The 16046-nt window shown below is 57.5% G+C and carries 17 protein-coding genes and 1 tRNA gene; 6 read left to right on the top strand and 12 right to left on the bottom strand.

Annotated features, from left to right (window positions below; translation table 11 throughout):
• Positions 1-20: 20 nt before the first annotated feature.
• Positions 21-96: transfer RNA gene (locus ACR0A1_RS19440), tRNA-Val, on the bottom strand.
• Positions 97-504: 408 nt separating this feature from the next.
• Between ACR0A1_RS19440 and modA the strand changes: the two genes are divergently transcribed.
• Genes modA through modC form a run of 3 tightly spaced genes read left to right on the top strand, consistent with a single transcriptional unit; the run spans position 505 to position 3054 of the window.
• On the top strand, positions 505-1269 hold the full coding sequence (gene modA, locus ACR0A1_RS19435; protein WP_170514106.1) for a molybdate ABC transporter substrate-binding protein: 765 nt from the start codon (positions 505-507) through the stop codon (positions 1267-1269).
• Between the two features lie 4 nt (positions 1270-1273).
• Positions 1274-1966, top strand: coding sequence for a molybdate ABC transporter permease subunit (modB, locus tag ACR0A1_RS19430; RefSeq protein ID WP_170423885.1), 693 nt, complete (start codon positions 1274-1276; stop codon positions 1964-1966).
• Positions 1963-3054, top strand: a complete 1092-nt coding sequence (gene modC / locus ACR0A1_RS19425; protein WP_480868884.1) for a molybdenum ABC transporter ATP-binding protein — start codon at positions 1963-1965, stop codon at positions 3052-3054. The genes modB and modC overlap by 4 nt, the downstream gene beginning before the upstream one ends.
• A gap of 3 nt (positions 3055-3057) precedes the next feature.
• On the opposite strand, the gene ACR0A1_RS19420 is transcribed toward modC, so the two are convergent.
• Positions 3058-3981: a Hint domain-containing protein gene (locus ACR0A1_RS19420; RefSeq protein WP_480868883.1), complete on the bottom strand. Its 924-nt coding sequence runs from the start codon at positions 3979-3981 to the stop codon at positions 3058-3060.
• Positions 3978-4490, bottom strand: a complete 513-nt coding sequence (locus ACR0A1_RS19415) for a toxin-activating lysine-acyltransferase (RefSeq protein WP_480868881.1) — start codon at positions 4488-4490, stop codon at positions 3978-3980. The genes ACR0A1_RS19420 and ACR0A1_RS19415 overlap by 4 nt, the downstream gene beginning before the upstream one ends.
• Positions 4491-4678: 188 nt before the next feature.
• On the opposite strand from ACR0A1_RS19415, the gene ACR0A1_RS19410 reads away from it, so the two are divergent.
• Positions 4679-5095 carry a hypothetical protein gene (locus ACR0A1_RS19410; RefSeq protein WP_170627327.1) on the top strand — a complete coding sequence of 139 codons (417 nt, stop codon included), beginning with the start codon at positions 4679-4681 and terminating at the stop codon, positions 5093-5095.
• Positions 5096-5098: 3 nt separating this feature from the next.
• Here ACR0A1_RS19410 and hemF read toward each other — a convergent pair whose 3' ends face one another.
• From hemF to clpS, 4 genes are read right to left on the bottom strand one after another with little or no spacing between them, the layout of a single operon-like run.
• Positions 5099-5983 carry an oxygen-dependent coproporphyrinogen oxidase gene (hemF, locus tag ACR0A1_RS19405; RefSeq protein WP_170664081.1) on the bottom strand — a complete coding sequence of 295 codons (885 nt, stop codon included), beginning with the start codon at positions 5981-5983 and terminating at the stop codon, positions 5099-5101.
• Between the two features lie 5 nt (positions 5984-5988).
• Positions 5989-6789, bottom strand: coding sequence for an SDR family NAD(P)-dependent oxidoreductase (locus ACR0A1_RS19400; protein WP_170408883.1), 801 nt, complete (start codon positions 6787-6789; stop codon positions 5989-5991).
• Positions 6790-6826: 37 nt separating this feature from the next.
• Positions 6827-7789 carry a class I SAM-dependent methyltransferase gene (locus ACR0A1_RS19395; RefSeq protein WP_480868878.1) on the bottom strand — a complete coding sequence of 321 codons (963 nt, stop codon included), beginning with the start codon at positions 7787-7789 and terminating at the stop codon, positions 6827-6829.
• A gap of 9 nt (positions 7790-7798) precedes the next feature.
• Entirely contained in the window at positions 7799-8140 is a 342-nt protein-coding gene (clpS, locus tag ACR0A1_RS19390) for an ATP-dependent Clp protease adapter ClpS (protein WP_170396046.1), read from the bottom strand.
• 94 nt (positions 8141-8234) lie between these two features.
• On the opposite strand from clpS, the gene ACR0A1_RS19385 reads away from it, so the two are divergent.
• Together ACR0A1_RS19385 and ACR0A1_RS19380 are read left to right on the top strand one after the other, a co-directional pair.
• Positions 8235-8936 carry an HAD family hydrolase gene (locus tag ACR0A1_RS19385; RefSeq protein WP_170423897.1) on the top strand — a complete coding sequence of 234 codons (702 nt, stop codon included), beginning with the start codon at positions 8235-8237 and terminating at the stop codon, positions 8934-8936.
• Positions 8937-9217: 281 nt separating this feature from the next.
• Positions 9218-10588: a D-alanyl-D-alanine carboxypeptidase family protein gene (locus ACR0A1_RS19380; protein WP_480868876.1), complete on the top strand. Its 1371-nt coding sequence runs from the start codon at positions 9218-9220 to the stop codon at positions 10586-10588.
• Between the two features lie 66 nt (positions 10589-10654).
• Here the strand turns inward: ACR0A1_RS19380 and ACR0A1_RS19375 are convergent, their stop codons facing one another.
• The 5 genes from ACR0A1_RS19375 to ACR0A1_RS19355 all read right to left on the bottom strand — a co-directional run bounded on the left by ACR0A1_RS19375 (position 10655) and on the right by ACR0A1_RS19355 (position 15574).
• Positions 10655-11902 (bottom strand): hypothetical protein, encoded by a 1248-nt coding sequence (locus ACR0A1_RS19375; RefSeq protein WP_170408887.1) that lies wholly within the window; start codon positions 11900-11902, stop codon positions 10655-10657.
• Positions 11903-12066: 164 nt separating this feature from the next.
• A complete protein-coding gene (locus tag ACR0A1_RS19370) occupies positions 12067-12852 on the bottom strand; it encodes a hypothetical protein (RefSeq protein WP_480868874.1) in 786 nt (261 codons plus the stop codon).
• 206 nt (positions 12853-13058) lie between these two features.
• Entirely contained in the window at positions 13059-13820 is a 762-nt protein-coding gene (locus ACR0A1_RS19365; protein ID WP_170514124.1) for a 5-oxoprolinase subunit PxpA, read from the bottom strand.
• A 12-nt stretch (positions 13821-13832) separates the two neighbouring features.
• The gene (locus ACR0A1_RS19360; RefSeq protein ID WP_480868871.1) at positions 13833-14828 is read right to left on the bottom strand and encodes a 5-oxoprolinase subunit C family protein; all 996 of its coding nucleotides are present in this window, start codon (positions 14826-14828) and stop codon (positions 13833-13835) included.
• Positions 14825-15574, bottom strand: coding sequence for a 5-oxoprolinase subunit B family protein (locus tag ACR0A1_RS19355; protein ID WP_480868869.1), 750 nt, complete (start codon positions 15572-15574; stop codon positions 14825-14827). Before ACR0A1_RS19355 ends, ACR0A1_RS19360 begins: the two co-directional genes overlap by 4 nt.
• Positions 15575-16046 lie beyond the last annotated feature (472 nt).

Genomic DNA, 16046 nt, shown 5'->3' with positions numbered 1-16046 from the left:
GTAAAACAAGGGCTGTTTGATGGTGGGTGATGAGAGACTCGAACTCCCGACATCTTCGGTGTAAACGAAGCGCTCTACCAACTGAGCTAATCACCCGTGAGGGCTCATGTAGCTAAGCCCGTGCGTGGGTGCAAGAGGGTATGGCACAATTTCTTTTGCAAAATTGCGCAAGGTTTCAGATCAGCGTTTAGGCAACTGGGCGCGGTTGCCAATCGAGCAAACTCAAGTGTCATATCGTGGTTGAATAGCGAAATGCGGATATCGCTGTTCAGGCGAGGCGGATCAGACACGTTGTTTAGCGATTGAGCGCTCTACCTCGGGAGTTTCCGGTTTTAGAGAAGCGCGACAGCATATTGATCTTGGGTTGGGCGATTCTCGTTTTCCATCGAATTCTGAGTTCAATATGGGCCGTAGCTTTGGTTGTAAGGCCAAAGGGCCTTGCCTGCCATGTGTTGCCTCCGATATGCCCAGAGGGATTGCAACCCTCTGATCCGGAGGCAAAGAATGACGGGCGCCTGTCGCAGTCTGATCGCAGCTTTGGCCTTCTGCGCGATACTCGCTGCCCCGGTTCGGGCCGAGGGCGTGCTGGTATTTGCCGCCGCCAGCCTCAAGACCGCACTGGACGGGATTGCCAGAAGTTATGAGGCTGAGACCGGGCAAGAGGTGACGGTGTCGTACGCGGCCTCCTCGGTGCTGGCGCGGCAGATACAAGCGGGGGCGCCCGCCGATCTGTTCATTTCGGCCAACGAGGATTGGATGGACGTGCTGCAGGATGAGGGCCTGATCGATACCGCTTCACGTATTGAGTTGCTGGGTAACGGTCTGGTTTTGATTGGTGCGCCGGGGGCTGACACGGCCGAGATTGAGGCGGGGTTTGACCTGAGCACCCGTCTAGGCAGTGGGTATCTGGCCATGGCTTTGGTCGATGCGGTGCCTGCGGGCATCTATGGCAAGGCCGCGTTACAGGGTCTGGGACTCTGGGGCGATGTTCAGGACCGGATTGCCCAGACGGACAATGTTCGTGCCGCGCTGGCGCTGGTTGCGACGGGGGCGGCGCCTTTGGGGATCGTCTATCGCTCGGACGCTGTGGCTGATGAGCGGGTCGGGGTCATCGGTGTCATCCCTGCGGATGTCCATCCGAAAATTGTGTATCCGGCAGCCCTGACTTCTACTGCAGAACCTTCGGCGCAAGCGCTTTTGACTTATTTGCAAGGCAATTCCGCACGGGCCGAATTTATGAGGCAGGGGTTCTCCCTGCCCGAAGGGTAGTACGATGGGATGGTTGGGCCCGGCAGAGATGGAGGCATTGCGCCTGTCGCTGCGCGTATCGTTCTGGGCAACGCTGATCACGTTGCCCTTTGGGATTTTCATTGCCTATGCGCTTGCGCGCTGGCGGTTTCCGGGGCGCCAATTGCTGAATGGTCTGGTTCATCTGCCTCTGATCCTGCCGCCGGTGGTGACCGGCTATCTGCTGCTGCTGACCTTTGGGATTCAGGGGCCGTTGGGCGCGCCTTTGGCCGAGCTTGGGATCGTTTTTGCTTTCCGATGGACCGGCGCTGCGCTGGCTGCCGGGATCATGGCTTTTCCGCTGATGGTGCGCGCGATCCGGCTGTCGATCGAGGCAGTAGACCCAAAACTGGAACAGGCAGGCGCCACTTTGGGGGCGTCGCGTCTGCTGGTCTTTGGAACGGTGACGCTGCCGATGATCCTGCCTGGGGTCATTGCGGGCGCGATCCTGGCGTTTGCCAAGGCGATGGGAGAGTTCGGGGCCACGATCACATTTGTTTCGAACATACCCGGTCAGACGCAGACGTTGCCCTCGGCAGTCTATGCGTTTTTGCAGGTTCCAGGGGGTGAGGCGGCGGCGACTCGGTTGGTGATCATCTCGATCATCGTCGCTATGGGCGCGCTTTTGCTGTCGGAATATGTGGGCCGTCGTGTGGCCAAACGCGTGGCCGGATCATGAGCCTGTCCGTCCGCCTGCAACACCAGCTGCCCGGGATGAAGCTGGACCTCGATTTCGACGCACCTTCCGGTGTAACGGTTCTGTTTGGGCGTTCTGGTTCGGGAAAGACGACGGTGGTGAATGCAGTCGCGGGGCTACTGAGACCCGAGGCCGGGCGGGTCGCGGTTGGCGATTGGGTGTTGTTCGACACGGATCGCGGTGCGTGGCTGCCGCCACATAGACGGCGCTTGGGCTATATCTTTCAGGAAGGCCGTCTGTTCCCGCATCTGACCGTACGCCAGAACCTGAATTATGGTCGCTGGTTTGCACCGCGCGGGGCACGACGCGAAAACCCGGATCGGGTGATCGAGATGTTGGGTGTTGGCCATCTGCTGGACCGCCGCCCAGCGATGCTATCGGGGGGTGAGAAACAGCGCGTCGCCATTGGCCGCGCCCTGCTGGCCAGCCCGCGCCTGATCCTTGCGGATGAGCCTCTGGCCGCGCTCGACGACGCGCGAAAGGCTGAAATCCTGCCCTATTTCGAACGGTTGCGGGACGAGGTATCGGTCCCGATACTCTATGTGACCCATTCGGCGGCCGAGGTTGCCCGGCTTGCAACGTCCGTGGTCGCGCTGCAGGACGGGCGTGTCGTGCGGCATGGTCCCGCGTCCGATGTTCTGTCGGACCCATCCGTGGCCCCTGCAGGCGTGCGCGCGGTGGGGGCCGTTCTGCGGGTCCGTGTTACGGCGCATCACGACGATGGCCTATCCGAACTTGATGCCGGTGGCGCTCGTCTTTACCTGCCTCGGATTGCCCATCAAATCGGCGAAGAGCTGCGTATTCGTATTCCGGCGCAAGAGGTGATCCTGTCCAATAGACCACCCGAGGGTCTTTCAGCCTTGAATGTGTTGTCGGGGCAGGTCGAGGCGATCCGGGCAGGTGAGGGGCCCGGTGCAATCGTGTCGGTCAAAACAACTGCGGGTGTTGTGCTGGCGCGCGTGACCCGACGCTCGGTCGCGGCGCTGGGTTTGCAGCAGGGCAGTACATGCTGTGCGGTGATCAAGACCGTCGCGCTGGCTCCGCAGGATGTCGGGGGGCGGGTTGTCTAGGACCTAGGCAAGCGCACGCGCCTCATGTTCGCGCAGGATCAGCCGCGCAGCAAGGCCGAAGCCGATATGTTCGTCCGAGGCGCGCTCGGGGAATATCTCGGCGAGTTCCTGCAGCGCGTCAGAAGACAGCGTGTGGAGGGTTTCTTCACCCAGAAACAGGCTTTCGGCCTGAGCCCCTTCGGCAAACAAAATCTCGTGCCTGTCCAGCAGGATATGCAGGTATTCGACCGGCTCATCACCGGTATCAATATCTATTCCCGGCCACGAGCACAGATGTTTGGCGGCGACCAACACTTCGGGCGCGCCAAACAGAATCTCGACCTTGGGGCCGTGGATCAGGAGGCGATGCTGTTGAGACACCAGCAAATCGCGGGATGGAACACCGGGTCCCAGACTGCCTGCGGTCAAACGCACCGGGCGCATCGCAGGATTTGCGCGCAACCGCTCGGGCGACATGGTGCTGCTTTCGATCCAGCGGATCGGCTGTATTCCGTGATCGGCAGTCAACACGTCGTCATCCACGCGCAGGGTCTCAATGGCGCGCTGGCCTTCCGCCGTTTCGATCAGAGTACCTGAGGTAAAGCAAACGCCTTCGATAGTGATATCAATGATCTGGGTCTGGGTTCCACTGAAGGTGAAGAAACCATTGGCGAAATTGGCGGTGACCGTCACCTCGAACGAGTCCAATTGGATTTCTCCGTCATCGAGGCTATCGAAGAAGGCCGGGTCGACGGTATAGGTCCACGTACCGTTCGCATCTATTGAGGCGGTGCCGAAATCCGGTTGATCGGAGATTGCCCAGGTGGCCCCGGTGAAGGTTCCGAAATCCGATGTTGCGGTGACATCGAGGTCACCCGAAGCAACATTAGGGGGAAAGCCGGTCACGTCGCCCGTGATATCGCCCGATATGGTTACAACCGAAGTCATCCGTTTTCCTGCTCAAGCGTTCTGGCAAATTCGGCATCGCGGTAAAGGCGCATATGCACCTGTTGCTGGTCATCGCGTGTCCATTCGACGATACGTTTTGTGGATAGGTCGCTGCTGAGGCGATTGGTGCGCACGCGTGGGTGCGGGATGTCCCGTTTCAGCATGTCGACGATCTGACGAGTTTGGCCGAAGGGTGCCACCATATCGATGATCCAGAAGGATGAGCCACTGGCGAAATCGACATCTCTCAGCGGCTCTTCCTTCACCGCATAGCGATATTCGGCTTCCGAGCTGAGACCGGCAAATGTCACGAATCCGCGCGGAAAGCCGTTTTGGCGGAAGATGTGATACTGGCCCAATCTCAGCGGCGTTTCGAACGCATAGAGAACCTGTGCCAAACTGCGGTTACGATGCGTTTTGGTCAGGGCAGCCAGATAAAATAACGCACCGAAGTCGGCGTATTTTTCACCGGAAAGATCGAACCAGTCTTTGGGAAATGACTTTTCCACGGGCCACTCTGGAAACTGCTGATGCTGAGATCATAGCGCACCACATATTCAAAGAAAGAATTTTCACTCAAGCTGATGTGTTACGGGTTGAGTTAGACCTGAGGCCCGGTTTGACTATATTGATTCGTATAGGCTGGTTGGTCTCACGTCGTCTCAGCCGTGATCGCGTTTTTCATAGGGTGTTTTATATGCGTTTTCTTACATGCCTCTCTTTGACAGCCATCATACTGGCCCCCACCATTGCGCAGCCCCAGGGCGTTGGTTTTGGATACAAACTTAGACCGCAGTTCAGAACCCAGATCACGCCGCTTAAGGATGGAACCTACGAAGTGAAGCCTGTCGGCGGGTCCTCGGCTGCGGTCACCTATTGGTGTGGAATTGGGGATTATGCAGTTCGCACATTGGGAGTTTCAAACTCGCAGCGGATTTATGTTTCCAAAGCTTACGAGAAAGGTGTTCGCACAGTGCAGTTTTCGCTAACTCCACCGCCCGGCGCGGATACCAATCCGGGATATTCTTTGACCGTCAACAGGGTGGGTGAGAACCTGTCCGCCGCTTCGGCGCAAAACTACTGCTTTGATAATTCTATCGATATGGGGTTTTAGCGGTCAGACCCATTTGGCCAAGGGCGGCAGACTCATCAGAACAGCATCGGGGTCGTGCCCGGTTTCCAGACCAAACTTGGTGCCCCGGTCATAGACCAGATTGTATTCGGCATAGAGCCCACGATGCACCAGCTGGGTGTTTTTGTCCGCGTCGTCAAAGCTTTGCACCCGGCGTTTTTCGACCAGAGGCAGAAAGGCGGGCAGGAAGGCGCGACCGATGTCCTGCGTTAGCGCAAAATCCGCCTGCCAGTCGCCGGTGCAATAGTCATCCATGAAGATCCCGCCGACACCCCGAGCGCGCTTTCGGTGGGGGATATAAAAATACTCGTCAGCCCAATCTTTGAGGCGCGGGTAGTGGCCGGGTCCGTGCGGGTCGAGATGCGCTTTTTGGGTGGCGTGGAAATGGGCGGTGTCGTCGTCATATTCGATGCAGGGATTCAGGTCGGAGCCGCCGCCGAACCACCAGGCATGTGGGGTCCAGAACATCCGGGTGTTCATATGGACCGCAGGCACATGCGGGTTCTGCATATGGGCCACAAGGCTGATGCCCGAAGCCCAGAACCGGGGGTCGTCCTTCATCCCCGGAATACCCTTGCGCGCGGCCATCGCGTTTTGCGCGCGCTCACCCAGCGTACCAAAGACGGTTGAGACATTAACGCCCACCTTCTCGAACACGCGGCCCCCGCGCATCACCGACATCAGCCCGCCGCCCGCGTCGGAGCCATCGTCAGACTGCCGTTTAGTTTCTTTGACTTCGAACCTTCCCGGCTGAGAATCCGAGAAGGGGCCTGAGGTGTGGCTGTCTTCCAACGCTTCGAAGGCGGTTACGATGTCATCTCGCAACTGGCGGAACCAGGCAGCGGCGGTGGCTTTTTCTTTATCGAACATTGGGATCAGTGGGCCGGGGCTGCGACAGGGTCCAGCAGGGTGCGGCCTCCGTCAATGGTTAGAATTTGGCCTGTCATGAAGCCCGCAGCGTCCGACGCGAGAAATTGCGCGGTTTCGACCAGTTCGTTCGGAGCGGCAATCCGGGAAAGCGGAGTATGTTTTTCGATGTCGTCCCGGAAATCTCGGTTTTCCTTCAGCGTTGACTGCAATGAGGCGCTCATGACCGATCCCAGCGCGATGGAGTTTACGCGAATACGGCTGGGCGCAAGTGCAACCGCCAACGAACGGGTCATCTGATCCAGCGCAGCGGTCGAAACGGAATAGGCCATCAGATCGGGATGGGTGCGGCGTGCGGCAATCGAGGACAGGTTGATGATTGACCCGGCAGGGTTCTCATCGTCTCCATCAGCCTGTTTGATAAATCGCTTAGCCACTAGTTGGCTCAGTCGCAGCGCGGGCATCAGGTTCTGGTTCAGCAATGTGCGCACGGAATCGTCATCGGTGTCCAGCGGGTCCGACGGGATCACCTGCCGCGCACCATTGATCAGGATATCAACCTGATCAAACGCATCCAGCGTGGCCGAAAGCAGATTGGCGATGGTCAGCTTTTCACGCAGGTCGCCGGCGAAATAACGGATGTTGCTGTCATCCGCCTGTTCGCCCAGCTCATCGGACAGGCGCTTTTCATCCATATCGGCGAACATGACATTGGCGCCTGCATCGGCAAAGTGCCGTCCGATGGCCAGTCCGATGCCGTTGGCACCCCCGGTGACGATTGCGGTCTTGCCCGCGATGGAAAAGGACATGCGAATCCTCCTGAGTTCTGGCGCAGGTTAGCGGGCCTCAGCCCCGAGGGCGAGAGGCATGGAAAACCTTGAAGCGGTTGTCTCCTGCCACTTCGTCAACACGGGCGAAAGCCTCGGCCAGCGTGGCCTCGTAAGGCAGGTGGCGATTTGCAACCATCCAGAGTTGACCGTTGCGGGTGAGGTTGCGTGCAGCACTGGTGATAAAGCCCTGGCCCAATGTCGGGTCGGCGCTGCGCGAGGTGTGAAAGGGCGGATTCATGATCACCATGTCCAGCGGCTCGGGCGTGCTCCATTTGGTGGCGTCGGCCCAGTGGAACTGCGCACGGGGGTCGGTGACGTTGGCGCGGGCACAAGTAAGGGCGGTGTGGTCGGCCTCAACCAGATGCAGGCTGCGCAAGGTGTCGTCGATCAGCTTTGCGGACAGAAAGCCCCAACCTGCACCCAGATCAGCGATGCGCGTGCCGCGCTTGGTTGGCAGAGACTTCAGCAGCAGGGCCGAGGCAGGATCGATACCATCGGCGGAAAACACACCGGGCGCGGTATGGAAGCCGTCAACCATTTGGTTTTCAGGCGCAGCCCAGTCGGCAAAGGCGTCCGCATCAGACTGAAACCAGAAAATCTTGCCATGTGCCTTCGAGATTGGACCCTCGATCGCGACCCGCTTGCGGATGTCTTTCAGCAAACTGTCGACGCCATCGGTTTTGGCCCCGTCCACCACGATGACCCCGCTGGCGCGGCTGCAGGCCTGATGGATCAGCGCCCGGGCCAGCGCCTTGGCGCGCGGTAGAAACACGACCGCATCCTGGCAAGGCGCGTCACTATTGGGCGTTGCGACAAAGCCCTGCGTGGCAAAGTGATCGTGGAACGGTTTGAACGGCTGCACCATCTGCGCCTCGCGCGGAAGGTCCGACAAATCGTGGTCCGGGGTAGGCGCCAAAACAGTCAGCGATTGCGACAGGCTGAGCCCGCTGTTCAAGGCTAGATCAAGGCGAGAGGACATGGCCGCGCGTTATTCTTCGCGTTCCATGGTGCATTGCAGCGGGTGCTGATGCCTGCGCGCGAAATCCATGACTTGCCCGACCTTGGTCTCGGCAATCTCATGGCTGAACACGCCAACCACGGCGACACCTTTCTTGTGGACGGTCAGCATGATTTCAAACGCTTGCGCATGGGTCATGCCGAAGAACCGTTCCAGCACATGCACCACGAACTCCATCGGCGTGTAATCGTCATTCAGCAACAACACCTTATACAGCGGCGGCCGCTTGGTCTTGGGGCGCGTTTGCACCAGGACCGACGTGTCGTCGTCTTCGTCGTCCTTTTCAGACATGATCCACTGGTGTTTGCGCATTGCTGTAAGAGAATCTCGATTAACACTACGAATTGTTTCCCGGCTTATATAACGTCACGGTGGCCAGAGAAAAGAGCAACCGGACGGAAATGCGATGCGGGACAAGCTGACAACAATCGGGTTCGATGCAGACGATACCCTTTGGCATAACGAGCGTTTCTTCCAGCTGACTCAGGCATATTTTGCCGAATTGCTGGCCGATCACGCCGATCACGATCACCTGATGGAACGTCTACTTGCCGCCGAAAAGCGCAACATCCAGCACTATGGGTATGGCATCAAGGGCTTTACCCTGTCGATGATCGAGACAGCGATTGAGGTGACGGAAGATCGCGTACCGGCGCGCGTCATCCGCCAACTTGTTGAAGCGGGGCAGGAGATGCTGGCACATCCCATCGAACTGCTCCCCCATGCGCGCGAGGCCATCGAGGCGGTGGCCGAGACGCATAAGGTTCTGCTGATCACCAAGGGCGACCTGATCGATCAGGAGCGTAAGCTGGCGCAATCCGGATTGGGTGAGCTGTTCGATGGCGTCGAGATCGTGAGTGAAAAAACGGCGGCGACCTATGCGATGATTTTTGACCAGTACGGTGATGGACCCGACGCTTCGATGATGATCGGAAACTCGATGCGTTCTGACGTGGTGGCCCCAATCGAAGCCGGGTGCTGGGGCGTGCATGTCCCGCACGGGTTGGTATGGGAGGTCGAGCAGGCCGAGGTCCCAACTTCCAACCCACGGTTCCGCGAGTTGAAGGATTTGGGTGATCTTTCAGCTTTGATTGATCAGATTTCCTGACCTGTTGCCGTTTGACATCAGTCACAAAAAATTCGATGACACGGCTTGCCTGAAATTCGGCACAATCGCCGGTATGGTGTCCGGGCGCGCATGAAACACCATATGTAGCGTGAATCTGATCGTGCATATGATCCACTCAAACGCAGCTTTCAGTTTCTTTAAACCCGTCCCTGTGTTAGCCTGAGGAATATCAAAATAAAAATTGCTGACCGGGAAAACCCGGCGGCGCGAGGCAGACAGAGGCAAAGATCGTGCAGATTCGGCGGACAGTTCCGGCCCGAATGGGCTTATTACTTATAGCATTTCTGTGGCTGCTTTCATTTGCACCACTTCAGGGCATGGCGGCCCCTTACGCGGCCATGGTGATCGACGCACGCACCGGAGAAGTGCTGCATTCCCGCAATGCCGACACGCGGTTGCATCCGGCATCTCTGACCAAGATGATGACGCTGTATATTGCGTTTGAGGCCGTGCGGAATGGTGAGATCACGTTGGACACTCAGGTGCGCATCACCAAGGCGGCAGCGGCTGAGCCGCCCTCGAAGCTGGGTTTGCGCACTGGGCAGCGAATCGCGTTTCGCTATCTGATCCGGGCGGCGGCGGTGAAATCCGCCAATGACGCGGCAACCGCGATCGGCATCGCCCTCAGCGGGTCCGAGGCGGCGTTTGCTCGTCGCATGACCCGCACCGCCAAAGCGATGGGGATGAGCCGGACCACCTTCAAGAATGCCCATGGTCTGACCGAGTCGGGGCATTTGTCGACCGCGCGGGATATGACCACGCTGGGCCGTCACCTGCTGTATGATTACCCGCAGTACTACAACCTGTTCTCGCGCCAATCGACGAATGCCGGGATCAAGACTGTACCGAACACCAACCGCCGCCTTTTGGCAGCCTATCGGGGCGCCGATGGGATCAAGACCGGCTATACCCGCGCTGCAGGGTTTAATCTGGTTGCTTCGGCCAAGCGCAAGGATGAACGTATCATCGCGACGGTCTTCGGTGGCAAATCAGGTGCATCGCGCAACGCCCGGGTGGCCGAGCTTTTGGATATGGGTTTCCGCCGTGCCCCCTCGCGTGCGCCAATCCGTAAGCCCGCCCGCCCGGCCTATGCAGGGAATGCAGGTCTTGGTAGTGCACAAGTGGTCGCCCAAGCGGGCCCGCCGAAAAAGAGCCTGCGCCCGGTGTTGCGCCCAGTGGCGAGCGAAACGGTTCAGGTCGCGGGGTCGGTCGCCGCAACGGCTGAAAAAGACAACACCCGGATTCAGGACGGAATCGCTGCTGCGATTGCAGCAGCAGACATAGCACCGTCGGATGGCGCCAAGCCTTCCGAAAACGTGGTGCTGGCCTCGGTCGAACCGGCCAAACAGCCCGAGCCTGAACCCGAAGTTGTGACCCGCTTGTCCACTTCCGGCGGTCACCTTTGGGGCGTCAATGTTGGCCGCTACACCACACGGTATGAGGCCGAGAAGGTTCTGTTGAAAACTGCGCTGTCGGAAATGACCTCTTTGGAAGGCACTTTGCGTAAGGTGAATCAAAGCTCGCGTGGGTTTGACGCGACATTTCAGGGCATGACCCGCGAACAGGCTGATCTGGCCTGTCGTCGGTTACAGGCGCGCAATGTCACGTGTTTCATGATCGGGCCGTCATAAGACCCGGCATTCTCTCCTGGATGGGCCTGGGCTGCGATGACCTCGCAGCCTATTTTTTTTGGCAAATCAATCGAAGACGTGGCCGTGCTTGTACTGTTCATCTTGCCCGGCCGCCGCAGTTAAGGCTGCAACGTTATCCTTGGTGAAGAAACCGTCGTAGTGATGACAACGTTCGATGTATTCGGTGATCAGCAGCGTGTGTTTCGAGTGCTTTGAGAAGATCTGTTTCAGGTTCGGATCATCTTTGCATTCCCCGACCACATGGGCCAGGAACGGAACGCCCTTGTCTTTAAGAGTGTTGACCACGAAATCGACATTTTTCTCACCCGCGCCATGGTCGCCGTCCTGGATTTCAACCGCCATGTGGTGCAAGCGTCGTCCGAAATTACGCACGAAATCCTCGGTTGGCATCGGTAATTGCTCGAAAGAGTTCACGAACGACGGCGTGTTGTTAGCAGTAAAGACCTTGGCAGGGGATTTCTTGTCGTCGTCCACATTGGCATTGCGATTCACATTGGTCGACGAGTTCATGTCGAAGATGTTGTACGCCCCCCAGAAGTAATAAGGCACCATTGTCAGAAATTCGAGGATCGCGTCCTCACGTTCCCCGGCCAGAATGCGTGTCGCCAGATGGTCGATCCCCAGCATCAGGGGTGCGATTTTGCTATCCGTCCCAAACGCAGCGGCCTGATCCAGCTTGGCTTGTTCCACATCGCTCAGCAAAACACGGTCGCCTAACCCCAAACTGTCTGTGTCGTTGAAATCCAGCGTGGAATAGCCGACGCGATTGCACGTGAAATCCGATGGCGTCGTAAAGCGGTATCCTTCCAGCGTGTAGAACGGATTTTCGGTGTCCCCAGAATATTCGAACCGAATGTTCTGATCCTCCAGCGATCCAGTCAGCGCCTTCAGGTCGGTGGCACCGTAAATCTCACCTACATATCGCGTCTGCGGCTTACCGCGCGCCAGCGGGTACATACGATTGATACGCGGGATGAAATCCTCGAATGCCGGGCTGAGCGGAGCCATCAGGATCAGCGCCGGATAATCGGCATGTGAATGCATCACCGAGAACTTGTGTGTCTGTCCCAAATAGCTTGCGGTGTGGCGATAGGGGGTCATCACATAAAGCTCGACCAGCGTGTCAAACAGCGCATCTGTCTCGACCTGAATGACAATGGCCCGCATCGCACCGACCTGATCCGCAATGCCCGAGCTGATGCGGCGCTCGTAAATCCTGGGAAGATATTCGGTGAAGAAGTCCGAGTTCTTCTTGTCGCCCCTTGGCTGGTAGGACATCAGATCAAAAGACATAGGCTCACCTCCTTGCGGCGCGTTGCTTGGATTTGTGGTAGTCAGATCATGCACTTGCCGCGATGCTAGGCGCAAAGCTTTGCTTGGGCAACAGCCTGTTCAGAGAAGCATCAGATGGAATGCTTGGTTTACACGTGCGAATGTGAACTTCGGGTCGGGCACGCCTAATCGGCAGTAATCCCGTACTTGAAGGCTAAGTCGCCAAGAACTGTGCCTTTCTGTGGTCCGTTTGCGTGAAAGAAACGTCTCACATTGGCCTGATAGAAATGCGTCACACAGGTTTTGGGAGTCGATACGTCGCCTATCGATATCCCTTCAGAGAAAAGCATGTAGCCTTTGGTGTTCCCAATCGGATTGAAAACCTCGTGGCTGAAGGCTTTATCGATATTATCGGATTTCTGGAAAACATGATTAAGAAGATCGGGCCCGAATGTAGTCTGTCTGCTGGTCACAATTTCGCGGCGTTCGCGGCCAGAGAATTGTCTTGCCTTTTTGGCGCGGCGCGGTGGAACCCAATCGGGAATAGCCTCGGGGTCCAGAGCAATCTCAAGCAGTTCTGACAATTCCTGAGACTCCGAGGGGACTCGCAGAATATTGTTGTTCAATAGCTTCGATTCCGCGTCCGTCCTGGCAAGAATGATATCCGTATCCGGCAGGGGCTGAAGCGCCACGCAATCGCAATCTGCCCAGATATAATTAGTGTCCCGCATTAGAATGAGCCTGAATATGTCGGATGCCACACGAGGAGTCGTGCCAAGCTTGGTCAGAATCTGCGAATCCAAAACCTCCCGATAGTCTCGGAGCGGAAGGTCGCTCTCGGTTTCGCGCAGCGACTCCTCGCAGAACAGTTCTACGGGATGCCCGATTTCCTGAAATGTTTTGATCGCGACTTTGTTGAACCATGGCAGTTCATTGCCAAGCCACAGAAATCCAACTGTTTTCACCGCCACCTCGATCGAAGATTTAATGCATCCGGGACATTCAGGGAATGTTGGTCAACATTAGTAGCCATGTTCGCGGGGGCAAGTAAGAACGCACTTTCTGAATGAAATAGCATGCTTGTGCATCTAAACACGGCCATTGAAGCTGAGATATATCCGAGCAGGCGAATGATCGATCAAGGATAAGCGCAGTTTCAGGTAAATAACATGACGCTCTAACGGATGAATTTTGTGACCTCGACTCCGCCCGCGATCAGGTTCTCGCGCACCGAGTGCGCGATCTGAACTGCCGTCGGGCCATCACCATGCAGGCAGATCGTATCGATTGAGGTCTCAAGGCGTTTGCCGGATTTGGTGATGATGGCGCCTTCCTTCACCATTTCCAGAATACGTGGTCCGGCCAGCGCCGGATCATGGATCACGGCTCCCGGCAGTGACCGATCCACCAAAGTGCCATCGTCGTTATAGGCACGGTCGGCAAAAATCTCGCCCACCCATTTGCAGCCCAGCTCGCGCACCGCTTCTTCTTGTTTGGTGACCGCCAGCACCATGATGATGATGTCCGGGTCCACGTCCAATGCACCCTGATAACAGGCCCGCGCCATATCGATATCGACCGAACACATGTTGGCCAGCGCCCCGTGCAATTTCAGGTGCCGTACTTCAGTGCCCACCGCCTTGGCCATGCCGATTGCCGATCCCAGTTGATAGCGTACCAGATTGCGCAAACTGTCATGGGGCACTTTCATGTTTCGACGCCCAAATCCCTGCAGATCAGGAAAACCGGGATGCGCACCGATGCCCACACCGTTCTGGGCTGCCAGAGCCATGGTCTTGGCCATCACATCAGGGTCACCCGCATGAAAGCCACAGGCGATATTGGCTGATGTGATGATCTTCAGAAGGCTTTCATCGTCACCCATCTTCCACGGGCCAAAGCTTTCGCCCATATCGGCATTCAGATCGACGCTCGGCATCGCAATAACTCCTTATTCGGTGGCAGAGATCATTCCGCTGATCAGTTGGTAGGACAGGAGGTCCGGGATGTCATGCGGATCGCGGACCAAGGGTTCAACACGGGCGGGCAGGCGGGCAAGGTCGGCCTTAAATGCGGCTTGCAGCGCGATGGCTTGTTCCAGTGTTACGAATTCGAAGCGCACCTCGCCTCCCGCCGGGGTCTGTGCAGCGCGGGGCAGATCACAGGGCAGAACGGTTGCGATGCGCGGGTAACCTCCGGTGGTCTGGCACTCGGGCAGTAGGATGAAGGGCGCACCGGTGCCGGTCATCTGTATATCGCCGGGGGTTATGACTTCGGACAGTATGTTCAACTGACCCTTGGCCGCGAAGCCGTCACCTTCACTATCCAGCTGCATGCCCATCCGGTTGGCTCGGGCGCCGCGGCGGAATGTCGTTTGCGTAAACCGTGCCAGCGTCTCGTCATCGAACAGTGCAGTTTGAAAGCTGGCCACAACCCGCAACGTCCCACCCGAAAACCGATCCTCCGAACGCAGCTTCAGGCCGGTCTTGCCGGTTTCCGTCGAAGGCAGGTGATCACCCGCTTGAACGGCGCGCCCGATCCTTGCGGTCAGATGGGCCGCGCGTGAGCCGAGCGTCATGTCGGTCCCGATCCCGCCACCCAGATTCAGATACCCGTAACTGCCCTGCAGCACCGACCCGACTACCAGCCGCTGCCCAGCCTCCATCTGATGCGAGGCATTCCACAAGACGGCGCTGCCATCGATACTGGCCTGCATCGGTGCGCCGGTCAGCGCGATGGCGGTTGGTGCGGTTGCCTCAAACTCGCCACCCATCCCCGCCATTTCGAGGGCGGCGCTCGTTGGGGTATTACCAAGCAACGCGGCCCCTTCATAAAGTGCCACTATATCTGCGGCACCCGAACGCGACAGGCCTTGATCCAGATACCCGGTGCGCCCTTGATCCTGAACCGTGCAAGCCGGGCCGATGCGGTGGACGATCAGCGTCATGTCTTGATCTCCTCGCAACTCGCACTTCCAGAGCCATCAGTGCAGGTTGTACGGATATCCTCAAGCTCTTCGCGCGAGACTGAGATGAACTGCATCTCATCACCGGGGTTGAGGGCAAAACTTTGCTCCATGTCCGGACGAAAGCAACGAAACGTGGTTTGTCCAACATGACGCCATCCGGTTGGGGTTGGCCCCGAGAACAGGACAAATTGCGAAATTGCCAAAACCAACGCCCCTTCAGGTACCATCGGCGTCAGCTCTTTCAGGCGTGGAATGTTGAATTCGGGTCCGAGTGGCCCGAGATAAGGTTGGCCCGGCGCAAATCCGATGGTTAAAACCCGCACACGCGATTGGCTGAGACGATCAATGGCGTCCGCTGGTGACAACCCTGCTGCCAATGCCGCGTCTTCTAGCTGTGGCGCAAGATCGGAACCGTAGACCGTCGGCACTTTCCAGAATCGTCGCCCCGCAGGCAAAGGTGCAGCGTACCAATCGCGACTGACCAGCATAGCCCGCAGTAACTCTTCGATGTCATGATGCGACAGGCTTAATGGATCAAACCTTATAAATGCAGATGCCAGCGAGGCCGAAGTCTCAAGCACGCCGTCAATCTGCTGCGCCTCGACTGCGCCCCGAAACGCCAGGGCGGCGCGGTTCGACGGCTCGGACATGGTTTGCGCAAAGATCACCAAGAGACCGTCAAATCCAACGGTTCGCAGCAAGGGAAACTTAATGTCATTCGTCATATCAAGGTCACAGGCGTATCGGGTTTGCTTTGAAAAGACCTGAGCCTATCCATAGACAATGCGCAAGGCCCTGTAAGGCCAACTTGCATTGCGCCTGGCGGCGCCGATATCGGGTGCGATTCCGGGATTGGAAATGAATCGCTGATTGCCGTCGAGTCGGTATGGTCTTGTGGGTGACTGTAGTGTTCTCACTATATGTTGGGTTTGAACCAACAAGCACTGAAACCTAGGCGGTATATCTGGTGTGCTTGAAGGATGATTTTCGCCGATTTCTATGAGGTGAGTGCCGCTCAACTATTTGAAACTATTGCTTAAAAAATGAATTTGAAGTTTTTTGCGATATTCTTGAATTTTCCACTTGCGCGTTGAATGCGTAAGGCATAGAACGCCCTTCACCGGCGCTGCTGAGGTGCTGGGACGCGGTGGAAGCTGCGGAGACGCTCGGGAGAGACTGGGGGCATCTGAGGTTTTT

This window comes from Ruegeria sp. D6, from assembly GCF_056534365.1.
Note: the sequence above shows the minus strand (reverse complement) of the source record. Positions and strands in the feature narration are given on the sequence as shown.